This window comes from Kytococcus sp. HMSC28H12, from assembly GCF_001816045.1.
In the GTDB taxonomy this organism is placed as follows: Bacteria; Actinomycetota; Actinomycetes; order Actinomycetales; family Dermatophilaceae; genus Kytococcus; species Kytococcus schroeteri.
Map to the genome: position 1 here is coordinate 1 of NZ_KV824263.1, position 13,644 is coordinate 13,644.

Genomic DNA, 13,644 nt, shown 5'->3' on the forward strand with positions numbered 1-13,644 from the left:
CCCAGACGGCGCAGGCCGGCCCCGGCCAGCACCACCGCGTCGAGCTCGCCCTCGGTGACGGTGGCCAGGCGGCGCGGCACGTTGCCCCGCAGGTCCACCACCTCCAGGTCCGGACGGGCCACCCGCAGCTGGGCCTCGCGGCGCGGCGAGCCGGTGCCCACACGGGCCCCGGCCGGCAGCATGTCCAGGGTGAGGCCGTCGCGCGCCACCAGGGCGTCGCGCGGGTCCTCGCGCTCGGGCACGGCGGCGATGACGAGCCCCTCGGGCTGGGCCACCGGCAGGTCCTTGAGGGAGTGCACGGCCAGGTCGATCTCCCCGGCCAGCAGGGCGTCGCGCAGGGCGCTCACGAACACGCCCGTTCCCCCGATGCGGCTCAGCGGCGCACGGTTCACGTCACCCTCGGTGGTCACGAGCACCAGCTCCACCTCGTGCCCCAGGGCCCGCAGCGCGTCGGCCACGTGCCCGGACTGGGTGGTGGCGAGGTCGCTGCGCCGGGTGCCCAGGCGCAGGGGGCGGCGGGCCTCCGTCGCGGCGGTCACCGGGAGGTCCCCGGCTGCTCGAGGAGGGCGCCCAGCGTCAGGCCGTCCAGGGCGGACTCGGGCACGAGCGGCGTCGGCCCGCTGGTGGGCGGGGCGCTGACGGCCTGCGTCTCGTGCGGGTCCAGGTCGAAGAGCTCGCGCAGCGCCCCGGCGAAGTCACCGCGGGGGTCACCGGCCAGCTGCTTCACGCGCACGCTCGGGGTGTGCAGCAGCTTCTCCACGATGCGGTGCACCGACCGGCTCACCTCCTCGCGCTCGGCCTCCCCCAGGTCGGGCAGGCGGCGGTCCAGGCGGGCCATCTCGGACTCCACCACGGCCCGCGCGGACCGGCGCAGGGCGGTCACGGTCGGGGCCACCTCCAGCTGGCGGCGAGCCACCTCGAAGGCGACCACCTCGGCCTCCACCAGCTCGCGCACGGCACGCACCTCGGCCTCCGCGCCGTCGTTGCCGGCGTCCGCCTCCTCGCCACCGAGGCCACCCAGGCCCACGACGTGCTGACCGGGCAGGTCGGCCACCTCCGGCTCCACGTCGCGCGGCAGGGCCAGATCCACCAGCACGCGCTCGCGCTGCGGCAGGCCGGCCACGAGGTCGCGGGTGATGACCGCACCGGTGGCCCCGGTGCAGGTGATGACCACGTCGGCGCCGGCGAGCACCGCGGCGAGCTCGTCCCAGTCGTGGGCCGTGCCCTCGGTCGCCTCGGCGAGGCGGTCGGCGGTGGCGCGGGTGCGGTTCACCACGTGCAGGTCGGTGCGCACCCGGCGGGCCACGGTCATGGCGGCCAGCGAGCTCATGGCCCCCGCGCCCACGACCACCACGGTGCGTCCGGCCAGGGGGCCCAGCAGCTGCTCGGCGCGTTCCAGCCCGCGCTGCACCAGCGAGCGGCTCACGGCGTCGATCTCGGTCTCGGCGTGCGCGCGGCGCCCCACACGCAGGGCGTGGTCGAAGAGCGAGCCCAGGTGCGTGCCGGCGCGGCCAGAACGGCGCGCGCGGCGCAGGGCGGTGCGGAACTGGCCAAGGATCTGCCCCTCGCCCACCGCCATCGAGTCCAGGCCGGCGGCCACGGAGAAGGCGTGCCCCACCGCGCGGTCCTCGTAGTGCACGTAGAGGGAGGGGGCCAGCTCGGCGACCTCCACCCCGGTGGTCGTCGCCAGCGACTGCCCGATGTGGTGCACGGCGCCGTGGAAGGCGGTGGCCTCCACGTAGACCTCGAGCCGGTTGCAGGTGGAGACGGTCAGCACCTCGGCCACGTCGGCGCCGGTCTGGACCGCCGCGGCGAGCTCCCCGGCCGCGTCGTCCCCCAGGGCCACTCGCTCCAACAGGTCCATGGACGCACTGCGGTGCGACGCACCGACGACCAGCAGACTCACCGGGGAATCACGGGCTCCTCTCCGCGTGCTCCCGCCGATGTCGGGCACCACACGGCAGGGATCGGGCGGCGTGGAGGGGGCGCTATACCAGATGCGCCCGTCGGAGGGAACAGCGCCCCCGAGTCTACGCTGCAGCGTCGTACTTCACGAAATCCGCGCACCCGCAGGGCACTCCCCCTCACTCCCGGCCGGGCACAACACCGCGCCCCCCGGCCGTGGCCGGGGGGCGCTGGGAGTCACTTCTTGTTGCGACGCTGGTGACGCGTCTTGCGCAGCAGCTTGCGGTGCTTCTTCTTGCTCATGCGCTTGCGACGCTTCTTGATGACGGAACCCATGCTTCACATCCTTCTCGGGGTGTTACCGCGGCCCCTCACACGGGATGGAGGCCTCAACAGTTCTGATGGGTCCTGCGCCACGTCCGCGGCGCCCTGCCAGGAGGGCCGGCCGACGACGCGGGCACGGGGACCCGAAGACGGTGATGGCCAACGATACACCCCGCGCCCCGGGGGTCAGTCGAACCAGGGGTCCAGCCCGTGGTGGGCGAACACGGCCTCGCGCGTGGCCATGACGGCCTGGTCGGTGGGCGAGTCGGGGTCGTAGCCGGTCTCCCAGCTGCGCCACCACGGCCAGTCACCGCCGGCGTCGCCCATGGTCAGCGGGTACTCGCCGACGACCTCCTCGAGGCGGGCGCGCCAGCCCGGCGGGGTGTCCACCGAGAGGTCCACCTCCTGGCCGGCCACCACGCCGAGCAGGGCGGTCCAGCTGCGCGGCACCACGTCGGTGATCGAGTAGCCACCGCCCCCGAGGGCCAGCCAGCGCTCCTCGCACACCGACCCGGCCAGCTCGCGCATGGTGCCCATGGCCACGGCCTGGGCCTCCACGGAGAGCCCGAAGTGCGCCAGCGGGTCGTGGGCGTGGCCGTCGCACCCGTGCTGGGTCACGAGCACCGTCGGCTCGAGGGCGTGCACCAGCGGCGGCACGATCGCGTGCACCGCCCGCAGCCAGGCCGCGTCGCCCGTCCCCGGGGGCAGGGCCACGTTCACCGCCGAGCCCTCCGCACCCGGGCCGCCCACGTCGCCGGGGAAGCCGGTACCGGGGAAGAGCACGCGACCGCTCTCGTGCAGGGAGATGGTCACCACGCGCGGGTCGTCCCAGAAGGCGGCCTCCACCCCGTCGCCGTGGTGCACGTCGAGGTCCACGTAGACGACCTTCTCCGCACCCCGGTCGAGCAGGCGGCGGATGGCCAGTGCGGGGTCGTTGTAGATGCAGAAGCCCGCCGCCCGGTCCGGCATCGCGTGGTGCAGGCCGCCGGCGATGTTCACCCCGCGCACGATCTCCCCGGCCATGATGGCGTCGGCGAGCTGCAGGCTTCCCCCGGCGGCCAGCGCGGAGGCCTCGTGCATGTGCGCGAACGCCGGGGAGTCCTCGTCGCCGATGCCCTGCGAGCCGTCGGCCGACCCCGGGTCCCGCGACACCGCCTTCACGTGCTCGACGTACCCACGGGTGTGCACCGTGGCGAGCTCGTCGTCGGTGGCCGCCACGGGCGGCACGAGCTCGAGCGCGTCGAGCACCCCCAGCTCGTCGGCCAGGTCGTGGGTGAGCCGCAGCCGCAGGGGGTTCATCGGGTGGTGCGCGCCGAAGTCATACTTGACCAGGGCCTCGTCCCAGACCGCCCGCCCGCGCTCGCTCGGGTGGGTGGCGGCGGCGTCCCGTCCTGCGTCGTCCATGACGTCACGCTACCGAGAGGAGACCCATGCAGCGGCACCGGCTCTACGACGAGGACACCCTCGTCATCGGCCTGGGGCGCTTCGGCACGGCCGTGGCGTCCGAGATGCGCGCCCTGGGCTACCGCGTGCACGCCATCGAGGAGCGGCCCCGGCTGGCCGAGCGGCACCACCGCACCTTCGAGCGCGTCATGGCCATCGACGCCACCGACCCCCAGGAGCTGCAGCAGGCCAAGCCGGAACTCTTCCGCATCGCCGTGGTGGCCATCGGGTCGTCCGTGGAGTCCTCGCTGCTCACGGCCGGCAACCTCGTGGACGCCGGCGTGCCCAACATCTGGGCCAAGGCCGTCAGCGAGGAGCACGCGCGCATCCTGGAGCGCATCGGCGTGCACCACGTGGTCTTCCCCGAGGCCGACAGCGGCCGCCGCGTGGCGCACCTGGTCAACGACAAGCTGCGCGACTACATCGAGTTCGACGACGGGTACGCCATCGTGAAGATGACCCCGCCGCACGAGATGATCGACAAGACCCTCACCGAGAGTCAGGTCCGTTCGCGCTACGGGGTCACCGTGGTGGGTGTGAAGGAGCCGGGCGAGGACTTCCACCACGCGGTGCCGGGCACCATGGTGGGTCGCCACCACTCCATCATCGTGAGCGGGCCGGCGGCCGCCATCGAGCGGCTCGCCTCCCGCCCCTGAAGGGGCCGACTCAGTCGGTGCCGTCCTCCAGGGACCCGGCCACGTCCTCGTCGACGTCGCCCTGCAGGGCCAGCGGAGTCTCCTCGGATTCCGCACCCAGCGGCAGCACGAAGGCGGCCTCCACCTCGGGCTCGCCGTTGACCACGACGTCCCGACGGCCCTCCGTGGGGCGGTAGCCGATGGAGCTGGCGAACGCCACGGCGCGGCCGTTGTCCGTGCCCACCCAGTAGACGAGGTGGCTGTAGCCGGCGTTGCGGCCCACCTGCTCGGCGTGGTCCATGAGCTTGCGGGCGACGCCCTCGCCACGCAGGGCCGGGGTCACCCAGATGCCGTAGACCTCACCCAGCTCGTCGTCCTTGCGGGTGTCCTCGTCGCCGACGGAGGCCAGGGCCACCAACTCGGAGCCCCGCTGGGCGACGAGGCGGGTGGAGTGGCTCATGCGCTCCTGCCACTGCTCGTCACCGTGCTGCGACTCCTCCTCGTAGGAGGCCACGAAGGCCTCGGGGTCCTCCTGCAGCGCCCGCAGGCGAAGGGTCTTGAAGATCTCCCACTCGTCTGCCGCGAGCTCGCGCACCGTGATGTCAGTCATGTGGTCATGATTCCATGCCCGCGCCCGCGCCGCGCAAGGGGCGCTCCATGCGCCACTCGGTGCGGAGGTCGTCGGGGTCGTCCGGAGCCGCCCGGAAGGGCGCACCGACACAGCGGAACCCACCGCGCTCGTACACACCCCGGGCCCGCGGGTTGTCGGTCATGACGTGCAGGTGCAGCGCCGCGTGGCCCCGCCCGCGGGCGCGGTCGGCCACCGCCTCCACGATGCGGGAGGACAGGCCGGTGCCGCGGTGGGCCGGTGCCACGAACATGCTGATGAGCTCCGGCAGGTCGTCCCCGCCCTCCATGAGGCGGGCCGCCCCCACCGGCGCGCCCCCTCGACCGCGACGAGCGTGGACATCACCGGCGAGGCGACGTTCTCGCGCCACCGCTCCAGGCCGAGTCCGAGGTGGTCGGCGTACCGGGAGCCGAACGCGCCCGGGGTGTCGAGCAGCATCGCCAGGCGGACGTCGCGCCACAGGGCCACGTCGGTGTCCGAGGTGGCGTCGAGCCAGCGCAGGACCACCCCACCGGCCGAACCGGCGGGGTCAGTCGTCGTCGACGACACCGTCGGAGAGGTCCTTGCTGCGATGGGCGGCGGCCTCCATGGCCGAGAGGAAGGCGGCGCGGACCTTGTGGTCCTCCAGCTGCCGCATGGCGGCCACCGTGGTGCCGCCCGGGCTCGAGACCATCTCGCGCAGCATGGTGGGGTGCTCGCCCGTCTCGCGGAGCATCGTGGCCGCACCGAAGAGCGTCTGCACCACCAGCTCGGTGGCCGTGGCGCGCGGCAGGCCCAGGTGCACGCCCGCCTCGATCATCGACTCCACGACGAAGAACAGGTACGCCGGGCCCGAGCCGGAGATGGCCGTCACCGCGTCCTGCTGCTTCTCCGGCACCGTGACCGCCTCGCCGGTGGAGGCCAGCACCGCGCGGGCCAGCTCCACCTGCTCGGGGGTGCACAGGGCGTCCGGCGAGAGCGCCGCCATGCCCTGCCCCACGCGGGCGGGGGTGTTCGGCATCGTGCGGACCACCGGGGTGCCCTCGGGCAGACGGGCCTTCATGAACGCCAGCGGGATGCCGGCAGCCAGGGACATCACGAGCGTGCCCGGGGAGAGCACCTCGGCCACCTGCGCCAGGGCGGCCTCCATGTCCTGCGGCTTGACCGCCAGCACCACCACGTCCGCGTCCGGCACGGCCTCGGCCACAGTGCCCGAGGCGGTGCCCAGGTCCGCGGCCGTGGCCGCGGCGCGGGCCGCGTCACGGCCCACCACCGTGATGAGCCCACCCGGGTGGCCGGCACGCACGAGTCCGGCGGCCACGGTGGAGCCCATGACGCCCCCGCCCACCATCGCGATGCGGGTGCCGGCCAGCCCGGGGGCCACGATCAGCCCTTGGAGAGCAGCGAACGGGCGAAGAACATGACGTTCGCCGGGCGCTCGGCCAGACGACGCATGAAGTACCCGTACCAGTCCGGGCCGTTGGGGAGGTAGACGCGCAGCTGGTGGCCCTCGTCGATGAGGCGGGACTCCTCCTGGGGCCGGATGCCGTAGAGCATCTGGTACTCCCACGAGTCCGCCGAACGGCCGGCGGCGTCGGCCAGGAAGCCGGCGATGTCGATCATGTTCGGGTCGTGCGTGGCCATCATCGGGTAGCCCTGACCGTTCATGAGGATCTTGGCGCACTCGACGTAGTTGAGGTCCACCTCGTGGTCGTCCTGGAAGGCCACCGACTCCGGCTCCTTGTAGGCGCCCTTGCACAGGCGCACGCGGCTGCCCTCGCCCGAGAGGTCGCGGCAGTCGGCCTGGGTGCGGCGCAGGTAGGCCTGCAGCACGGCACCGGTGCCCGGGAAGTCCTTGCGCAGCTCGTGCAGGATGCCCAGCGTGGAGTCCGTGGTGGTGTGGTCCTCCATGTCGAGCGTGATGGTGGTGCCGGCGTTGGAGGCGGCGCGCGCGATCTCGCGGGCGTTCTCCAGGGCGATCTTCTCGCCGTCGCGGCCCAGGAACTGACCCAGGGCGCTCAGCTTGAGGGAGAACTCCACGTTGCCACCGGCGGTGAGGCCGGCCTCGCTCATCTCGCGGATGTAGCGGAGGTAGGCCTCCTTGGTGGCGGTGGCCTGCGCCAGCTCGGTGATGTCCTCGCCGAGGTGGTCGACGGTCACGGTGCGGCCCTCGGAGACCAGCGAGGAGCAGTCACGGACCGCGTCGTCGAAGCCCTCACCGGGGACGTAGCGGGAGACCACGCGGTTGGTGACGGGCATCTTGACCATGGTGTCGCGGACGGCCGTCTGGCGGCTCATGGCCAGGAACGCGTCGCGCATCAGGGCCGAGGGGTCGAAAAGGGTCACGAGGAAACATCTCCTTGAGGGTTCTGGGGAGGATCATTGTCCACCCCCGGGAGGCCGGTCGGCGCATCCGAGGGACCGAGCAGCTCCCCGGGCGAGGCGACGGCGTGCTCCTCCGGCGGCAGCGGCCCGGTGAGGAGGGCCTGGCACTGCGCCCCCAGGGCCTCGGCCAGGCGGGCGTCCGAGAGGCCGTCCATCATCGGCATGCGCAGCGTGGCCGCGCAGGTGATCATGCCGAGCAGCACGGTGGAGGCCAGGGTGGCGCGCAACTCGGGCTCGTCGGGGCTGACCCGGCGCGCGATGGGCAGCATGAAGCCGTCGAAGAGCAGCTCGCGCAGGAACTCCCGCTCCGAGGGCTGCGAGTTGGCTGCCGCGAGGGTGCCCGACACCCGCTGGGCGGACGGCACGTCGCCCCAGAACTCCAGGGCGAAGGCGAGCAGCGCGGTGCCGCACTCCGCGGGGTCCACCTGGGCGATGAAGGCCTGCACCTCCTCGGCGTCCACCGAGGGGCGCATCGCGTGGATGAACAGGCCCCCCTTGGAGCCGAAGTAGTAGCTCACCAGGGCCGGGTCGACCCCTGCCTCGCGTGCCACGGCACGCATGGAGACCGCCTCGTATCCGAACTCCGAGAACAACCGGGTCGCGGCGCCGAGGATGTCTGCCTTCGTGTCGGAACCCATCGGGCGGGGTCCGCGTCGCGCGGCCTTGCGCATGGTCCACCTCTCAACTGCTCGCCGTCCCACGGTGCGGGGTGCTTGGGTCCGTGCCGAGCCTAACCTCATCCGGTGGCCCCGGCCCGTCGTCGACGACCAGCCGCCGGCCTCAGGCCAGGTGCTCCCGGGCGAAGGCCAGCGACCGGCGCAAGCGGTCGGTGCCCTCCTCCCGGGACATCCCCCGCGTGGAGACCTCCACCACCACCGAGCCCTCGAAGCCGAGCTCGCCGAGCATCCCCAGCACCTCGGCGCAGGGCTGCGTGCCCTCCCCGGGCGGGAGGTGCTCGTCCTTGAGCGAGCCGGACCCGTCGGCCAGGTGCACGTGGCGCAGCGAGCGCCCGGCCGCACGGGCCATCGCCACCGCGTCGGCGTGGGCGGTGGCCGTGTGCGAGAGGTCCAGCGTCACGTGCTCGTAGTCGTGGTGGGTCGGGTCCCAGCCGGGCAGGTACATCGGCACCCGGCCGCGCTCCCCGGCGTACGGGACGCGCCAGGGGTACATGTTCTCCACGGCGATGTGCACCTCCGTGCGCGCCTGGCGCTCGGCCACGCCCTCCACGAACCGGCGTCCGTGCAGGCGCTGCCAGGCGAACGGCGGGTGGGCCACCACCGTGGGGCAGCCCAGCTCCTCGGCGAGCGCCACCGAGCGGTCGATCTGGTCCCAGGTGGTGCCCCAGACGTGCTGCAGGAGGAAGAGCGTGGGGGCGTCCACCGCCAGGATCGGCAGACCGTGGCGCGCGGAGAGGCGCTGCAGCCCCCGGGCGTCACGGCTCAGGCTCTCGCCCCAGACCATCACCTCGACGCCGTCGTAGCCGAGACGCTCGGCCACCTCGAAGGTGTACGGCGTCTTGCACGGGTAGCAGCTGGAGGCGGAGAGCCCCACCGGCCAAGGGGTCACGAGATCTCCAGCAGCCCCTTGGTGTCGAGGTGGTCGAGGAACTGCAGCAGCACGCCCTCGCGCAGGGCCCACGGGCAGATCTCGAGCTCCTCGATGCCGAGCAGGTCCATGGCCCCCTCGGCCACCAGGGCACCGGCCAGGATCTGGCGGGCGCGCCCCTGGTTGACCCCCGGCAGGGAGGCGCGCTGCGAGACCGGCATGGCCGCCAGGCGGTCCACCCAGTCCTTGAGGGCGTCCCGTTGCAGGGTGCGGCGGACGAAGGGGCCATCCCCGCTGGGGGCCGCGCCCTGCAGGCGGGCCAGGCTCCGCATCGTCTTGCTCGTGCCCACCACCTTGTGCGGCTCGCGGATGAGCAGGTCCGGCACCACCTCGCCGATGGAGGCGCGCACGTACCGGCGCAGGCTGCGCACGTCGTCGGGGTCGGCCACCTCGCCCGGCAGGCGGCTGCTCAGGCGCCCCGCGCCCAGCGGCAGGCTCACCGCGGCGTCCGGCTCCTCGTCGCGGCCGGCGGCCAGCTCCAGGGAGCCCCCGCCGATGTCCACCATCATCAGGTGGCCGGAGGACCAGCCGCACCAACGGCGGGCGGCGAGGAAGGTCAGGCGCGCCTCCTGCTCCCCGGAGAGGACCTGCAGGTCCACGCCGCTCTCCTCGCGGACGCGGCGCAGCACGGCCTCGGTGTTGCCCGCGTCGCGGATGGCGGAGGTGGCGAAACCCAGCACCGTGGTCGCCCCCATGTCGGCGGCGTGGTCCAGGCACTGCACGGCGAAGGAGGCCAAGGTCTCGGTGCCCTCGGCGGAGATGTCGCCCTCGGCCGTCAGGTGCTCGGCCAGACGCAGCTCGTGCTTGAAGGACGAGGCGGGCATCGGGTGCGCCCCCGGTCGGGCGTCGAAGATGAGGAGGTGGACGGTGTTGGAACCGACGTCGATGACACCCAGGCGCATGGGCGAAGGGTAGCCGGGAGGTTGTCGGTCCTCGCGACTACGGTGCACGCGTGGCAGCCAGGACCAGCAGGACCAAGGACTCCTACCGGTGCACCGAGTGCGGGTGGACCACCGTCAAGTGGATCGGTCGCTGCAAGGAGTGCCAGGCCTGGGGGACGCTCCAGGAGGTGGGTGGCCGCCCGGTGGGACGGACCGCCCCGGCACGGTCCGTGGCCGAGCCCGCACGACGCATCGGTGACGTTGACCTCACCGCCTCGGAGCACCGGCCGACCGGGGTGGAGGAGTTCGACCGGGTGCTCGGCGGCGGCATGGTGCCGGGCGGGGTGGTGCTCGTGGCCGGGGACCCCGGCATCGGCAAGTCCACGATGCTGCTGGACGTAGCCGCCCGCGTGGCCGACGCCGGCGGACCGGTGCTCTACGTGAGCGGGGAGGAGTCCGCGGCCCAGGTGCGCATGCGTGCCGAGCGCATCGGGGCGGTGGCCGACGAGCTCTACCTGGCCTCCGAGACCGACCTGGCCTCCGTGCTGGCCCACGTGGAGGAGGTGTCCCCCGCGCTGCTGGTGGTGGACTCGGTGCAGACGGTCGCCTCGCAGGAGGTGGAGGGCGCCGCCGGCAACGTCTCGCAGGTCCGTGAGGTGGCGGCCTCGGTGATCCGGGAGGCCAAGCAGCGGGGCATCGCGACCGTGCTGGTGGGGCACGTCACCAAGGAGGGCGCCATCGCCGGCCCACGCGTGCTGGAGCACCTCGTGGACGTGGTGGTGACCTTCGAGGGCGAGCGGCACTCCCGCCTGCGCCTCATCCGGGCGGTGAAGAACCGCTTCGGCCCCACCGACGAGGTGGGCTGCTTCGACCTCGACGAGTCCGGCATCACCGGGCTGCCCGACCCCAGCGGGCTGTTCGTGAGCCGCCACGCCACCCCGGTGCCCGGCACCTGCCTGACGGTGACCCTGGAGGGGCGCCGGCCGCTCGTGGCCGAGGTGCAGGCCCTGGCCGTACCCACCCAGGCGCCGAGCCCGCGGCGGACCACCAGCGGGGTGGACTCCAGCCGGGTGGCCATGACGGTGGCCGTGCTCAACCGGCACGGCGGGGTGGGGCTGGCCAAGGCCGACGTGTACGTCTCCACCGTGGGCGGGGTGCGGCTGGCCGAGCCGAGCACCGACCTCGCGGTGGCCATGGCGCTGGCCAGCTCACTGGCGGACCGGCCCCTGCCCGACGGCCTGGTGGCCGTGGGGGAGGTGGGCCTGGCCGGCGACCTGCGCAACGCACCCGGCACCGCCCGGCGCCTCGTGGAGGCGCACCGCATCGGCTTCGACAAGGCGGTCATCCCCCGCGGGGCCCTCGGCGACCAGCGCGCCCCGGCCGGCATGAAGGTCTTCCAGGCCGACACCCTCGAGCACGCGATCGGCGCCGTGCTGCCCGGGTGAGCGGCACGGCGCCGAGGCGCTGGCGGAGAGGGGCTCAGCGGAGCTCGTCGGCGAGGCCCTGCGGGTCGCCCAGCACCTCCACGTGCTCGCGGCGCACGGTCTCGGTGACCTCGTGCGGCACGGTGACCACGCGCTTGACCACGCGGGCCTCCTCGTAGGGGACGGTCTCGAGGGTGACCACGGGGCGCTGCTCGTGCAACGTGACCACCTGCACCTCCTCTGTGCGCGGGTCGGCGTGCACGTCGCGCCCGGCGAGTGCCGCCCCCTCGACGACCCGGCCACTGGCCCCGGCGGGCTCCGCGGCCGGCGTGAGGCCCTCCTCGGCCTCCAGCACCTCGCGCTGCACCTGCACCTCGAGCGTGACGGTCTCGGTGACCACCCGCTTGCGGATGCGCGCAGTACCGCGCTCCGCCTGCTGCACCGCGGCGCGCAGCCGCTCCTCGTGACGCACCACCGAGGTGTGCTCGGTGTCTCGGCTGTCCATCGGTTGTCTCCTCGCTGCGGACGGTGGGTCTGCCCCCATCGTGTCGCACGGCCGGGCACGGGACCACCCGGTGGTCCGGACGGTGCCCGCACGGCCCGTGGCCACCTAGACTCAGCGCCGTGCAGGCTGGTGACCACGAGGCAGTGAACGCGGTGTTGGCGACCCTCGCGCCGGGGACCGAGCTGCGTGACGGGCTGGAGCGCATCGTCCGCGGCCGGACCGGTGCGCTCATCGTGCTGGGCAACGACCGCACCATCGACGAGATCTCGACCGGCGGCTTCGAGCTGAACGTGGACTTCTCCGCCACCCGCATGCGCGAGCTGGCCAAGATGGACGGCGCCGTGGTGCTCAGCTCGGACCTCTCGCGCATCGTGCGCGCCGCCACCCAGCTGACGCCCGACCCCAGCGTGGAGACCCGCGAGTCGGGTACCCGCCACCGCACCGCCGAGCGGGTGGCCCGCCAGACCGGTGTGCCCGTGGTGACCGTCTCGGCCTCGATGGCGGTGATCGCCCTGTGGATGGGCGACCAGCGCATCGTGCTGGAGGAGGTGAGCGTCATCCAGTCGCGCGCCAACCAGGCGCTGCAGACCCTGGAGCGCTACAAGGCGCGCCTGGACGAGGTGGCCGCCACGCTCTCGGCACTGGAGATCGAGGACCTCGTGACCGTGCGCGACGTGGCCGCCGTGGCCCAGCGCCTGGAGATGGTGCACCGCATCCGCGAGGAGATCAGCCACTACGTGCTCACCCTGGGCAACGACGGCCGCCTGGTGGACCTGCAGCTCTCCGAGCTGACCGCGGGCCTGGGCAACGACCGCGAGCTGCTGGTGCGCGACTACGCCCCGGCGCACAGCCCCGCCGGCGGTCCCGAGGAGGTGGAGGCCGTGCTGGAGCGCGTGTCCGACCTGTCCACCACCGACCTGCTCGACCTGGGCGCCGTGGCCGCCGCGATGGGGCACCCCGCCGCCGCCGACACCCTGGACCGTGGCGTCTCCCCGTGGGGTTACCGTCTGCTCTCGCAGGTGCCGCGCCTGCCCCCGGCCATCGTGGACCGCGTGGTGCTGCACTTCGACGGCCTGCAGCAGCTCATGGCCGCGAGCTTCGACGACCTGCACGAGATCGAGGGCATCGGCGAGGTCCGGGCCCGGGCGATCCGGGAGGGGCTCAGCCGCATGGCCGAGACCAGCATCCTGGACCGCTACGTCTGAGTGGGCGCGCCGTCGCCGGTGGGTGGGGCCACCAACCGCCTGTTCGACCCCCTGAGTGCCTGGTACGCGCGGACCGCGCGGGACCTGCCGTGGCGCGATGCCGGGTGCTCGCCGTGGGGCGTACTGGTCTCCGAGGTGATGCTGCAGCAGACCCCCGTGGCACGGGTGCTGCCGGTGTGGCGGCGGTGGATGGAGCAGTGGCCCACCCCGGCCGACCTGGCCGCCGCCGGACCGGGTGAGGCGGTGCGGGCCTGGGACCGCCTGGGCTACCCGCGCCGGGCGCTGCGACTGGTGGACGCCGCCGTGGCGATCCGCGACCTGCACGGCGGCCGGGTGCCCGCCGAGGAGGAGGTGCTGCGGAGCCTGCCCGGCATCGGGGAGTACACGGCCGCCGCGGTGGCGTCGTTCGCGTTCGGTCGGCGGGCGGTGGTGGTGGACACCAACGTGCGGCGCGTGCAGGCGCGTGTGGTGACCGGGGTGGCCCTGCCCGCCCCCTCGTACACGGCGGCCGAGCGGCGGCTGGCCACCGGCCTGCTGCCCGAGGACGCCGCGGACTCGGTGCAGTGGAACATCGGCCTCATGGAGCTCGGCGCGCTGGTGTGCACGGCCCGGGCACCTCGGTGCAGGGAGTGCCCGCTGCAGGCCGAGTGCGCGTGGGTGGCGGCCGGATCGCCCGCGCACGACGGCCCGCCGCGACGGGGCCAGAAGTGGGCCGGCACCGACCG

At 73.7% G+C, this 13,644-nt stretch carries 16 protein-coding genes; 4 read left to right on the forward strand and 12 right to left on the reverse strand.

Annotation, left to right across the window (positions count from 1 at the left end; all coding sequences use genetic code 11):
• From hemC to HMPREF3099_RS00495, 4 genes are all read right to left on the reverse strand, one after another.
• A partial coding sequence (gene hemC, locus HMPREF3099_RS00485; protein WP_070703253.1) for a hydroxymethylbilane synthase occupies nucleotides 1-539 on the reverse strand: 539 nt, incomplete at its 3' end.
• Complete coding sequence (locus HMPREF3099_RS00490; protein WP_070703254.1) at nucleotides 536-1,906, reverse strand: glutamyl-tRNA reductase; 1,371 nt, start codon at nucleotides 1,904-1,906, stop codon at nucleotides 536-538. The genes hemC and HMPREF3099_RS00490, both read right to left, overlap by 4 nt.
• A gap of 236 nt (nucleotides 1,907-2,142) precedes the next feature.
• Nucleotides 2,143-2,241, reverse strand: coding sequence for a 30S ribosomal protein bS22 (locus HMPREF3099_RS11825; protein ID WP_005504750.1), 99 nt, complete (start codon nucleotides 2,239-2,241; stop codon nucleotides 2,143-2,145).
• Between the two features lie 174 nt (nucleotides 2,242-2,415).
• Nucleotides 2,416-3,633 (reverse strand): acetoin utilization protein AcuC, encoded by a 1,218-nt coding sequence (locus HMPREF3099_RS00495; protein ID WP_070703255.1) that lies wholly within the window; start codon nucleotides 3,631-3,633, stop codon nucleotides 2,416-2,418.
• A 26-nt stretch (nucleotides 3,634-3,659) separates the two neighbouring features.
• On the opposite strand from HMPREF3099_RS00495, the gene HMPREF3099_RS00500 reads away from it, so the two are divergent.
• Complete coding sequence (locus HMPREF3099_RS00500; RefSeq protein ID WP_070703256.1) at nucleotides 3,660-4,328, forward strand: potassium channel family protein; 669 nt, start codon at nucleotides 3,660-3,662, stop codon at nucleotides 4,326-4,328.
• A gap of 10 nt (nucleotides 4,329-4,338) precedes the next feature.
• Here HMPREF3099_RS00500 and HMPREF3099_RS00505 read toward each other — a convergent pair whose 3' ends face one another.
• The 7 genes from HMPREF3099_RS00505 to HMPREF3099_RS00535 form a co-directional block, all read right to left on the reverse strand.
• Nucleotides 4,339-4,917: a GNAT family N-acetyltransferase gene (locus tag HMPREF3099_RS00505; protein ID WP_070703257.1), complete on the reverse strand. Its 579-nt coding sequence runs from the start codon at nucleotides 4,915-4,917 to the stop codon at nucleotides 4,339-4,341.
• Between the two features lie 4 nt (nucleotides 4,918-4,921).
• The gene (locus tag HMPREF3099_RS00510; RefSeq protein WP_371327499.1) at nucleotides 4,922-5,395 is read right to left on the reverse strand and encodes a GNAT family N-acetyltransferase; all 474 of its coding nucleotides are present in this window, start codon (nucleotides 5,393-5,395) and stop codon (nucleotides 4,922-4,924) included.
• 69 nt (nucleotides 5,396-5,464) lie between these two features.
• Complete coding sequence (proC, locus tag HMPREF3099_RS00515; protein ID WP_305778340.1) at nucleotides 5,465-6,298, reverse strand: pyrroline-5-carboxylate reductase; 834 nt, start codon at nucleotides 6,296-6,298, stop codon at nucleotides 5,465-5,467.
• Nucleotides 6,299-6,300: 2 nt separating this feature from the next.
• Complete coding sequence (locus tag HMPREF3099_RS00520) at nucleotides 6,301-7,260, reverse strand: proline dehydrogenase family protein (protein ID WP_237769681.1); 960 nt, start codon at nucleotides 7,258-7,260, stop codon at nucleotides 6,301-6,303.
• Nucleotides 7,257-7,937, reverse strand: coding sequence for a TetR/AcrR family transcriptional regulator (locus HMPREF3099_RS00525; protein ID WP_168168398.1), 681 nt, complete (start codon nucleotides 7,935-7,937; stop codon nucleotides 7,257-7,259). The genes HMPREF3099_RS00520 and HMPREF3099_RS00525 overlap by 4 nt, the downstream gene beginning before the upstream one ends.
• Nucleotides 7,938-8,079: 142 nt before the next feature.
• Nucleotides 8,080-8,865, reverse strand: coding sequence for a sugar phosphate isomerase/epimerase family protein (locus HMPREF3099_RS00530; protein ID WP_070703260.1), 786 nt, complete (start codon nucleotides 8,863-8,865; stop codon nucleotides 8,080-8,082).
• Nucleotides 8,862-9,806, reverse strand: a complete 945-nt coding sequence (locus HMPREF3099_RS00535) for a Ppx/GppA family phosphatase (RefSeq protein ID WP_070703261.1) — start codon at nucleotides 9,804-9,806, stop codon at nucleotides 8,862-8,864. Before HMPREF3099_RS00535 ends, HMPREF3099_RS00530 begins: the two co-directional genes overlap by 4 nt.
• 50 nt (nucleotides 9,807-9,856) lie before the next feature.
• On the opposite strand from HMPREF3099_RS00535, the gene radA reads away from it, so the two are divergent.
• Nucleotides 9,857-11,230, forward strand: a complete 1,374-nt coding sequence (radA, locus tag HMPREF3099_RS00540) for a DNA repair protein RadA (protein ID WP_070703262.1) — start codon at nucleotides 9,857-9,859, stop codon at nucleotides 11,228-11,230.
• Between the two features lie 34 nt (nucleotides 11,231-11,264).
• Here radA and HMPREF3099_RS00545 read toward each other — a convergent pair whose 3' ends face one another.
• Complete coding sequence (locus HMPREF3099_RS00545) at nucleotides 11,265-11,714, reverse strand: YsnF/AvaK domain-containing protein (protein WP_070703263.1); 450 nt, start codon at nucleotides 11,712-11,714, stop codon at nucleotides 11,265-11,267.
• Between the two features lie 119 nt (nucleotides 11,715-11,833).
• Here HMPREF3099_RS00545 and disA point away from each other — a divergent pair, with 119 nt between their 5' ends.
• Nucleotides 11,834-12,919, forward strand: a complete 1,086-nt coding sequence (gene disA / locus HMPREF3099_RS00550; RefSeq protein WP_070703264.1) for a DNA integrity scanning diadenylate cyclase DisA — start codon at nucleotides 11,834-11,836, stop codon at nucleotides 12,917-12,919.
• Nucleotides 12,920-13,644: HhH-GPD family protein (locus HMPREF3099_RS00555; RefSeq protein WP_083323356.1), on the forward strand; the 725-nt coding region annotated here is incomplete at its 3' end. It lies immediately after the preceding gene.

Bases quoted from the DNA above. Each gene is read 5' to 3' on its own strand.
- HMPREF3099_RS00500 (WP_070703256.1), top strand. From the start codon at position 3,660: ATGCAGCGGCACCGGCTCTACGACGAGGACACCCTCGTCATCGGCCTG.
- HMPREF3099_RS00535 (WP_070703261.1), bottom strand. From the start codon at position 9,806: ATGCGCCTGGGTGTCATCGACGTCGGTTCCAACACCGTCCACCTCCTC.
- HMPREF3099_RS11825 (WP_005504750.1), bottom strand. From the start codon at position 2,241: ATGGGTTCCGTCATCAAGAAGCGTCGCAAGCGCATGAGCAAGAAGAAG.
- HMPREF3099_RS00495 (WP_070703255.1), bottom strand. From the start codon at position 3,633: ATGGACGACGCAGGACGGGACGCCGCCGCCACCCACCCGAGCGAGCGC.
- HMPREF3099_RS00545 (WP_070703263.1), bottom strand. From the start codon at position 11,714: ATGGACAGCCGAGACACCGAGCACACCTCGGTGGTGCGTCACGAGGAG.
- HMPREF3099_RS00505 (WP_070703257.1), bottom strand. From the start codon at position 4,917: ATGACTGACATCACGGTGCGCGAGCTCGCGGCAGACGAGTGGGAGATC.
- HMPREF3099_RS00525 (WP_168168398.1), bottom strand. From the start codon at position 7,937: ATGGGTTCCGACACGAAGGCAGACATCCTCGGCGCCGCGACCCGGTTG.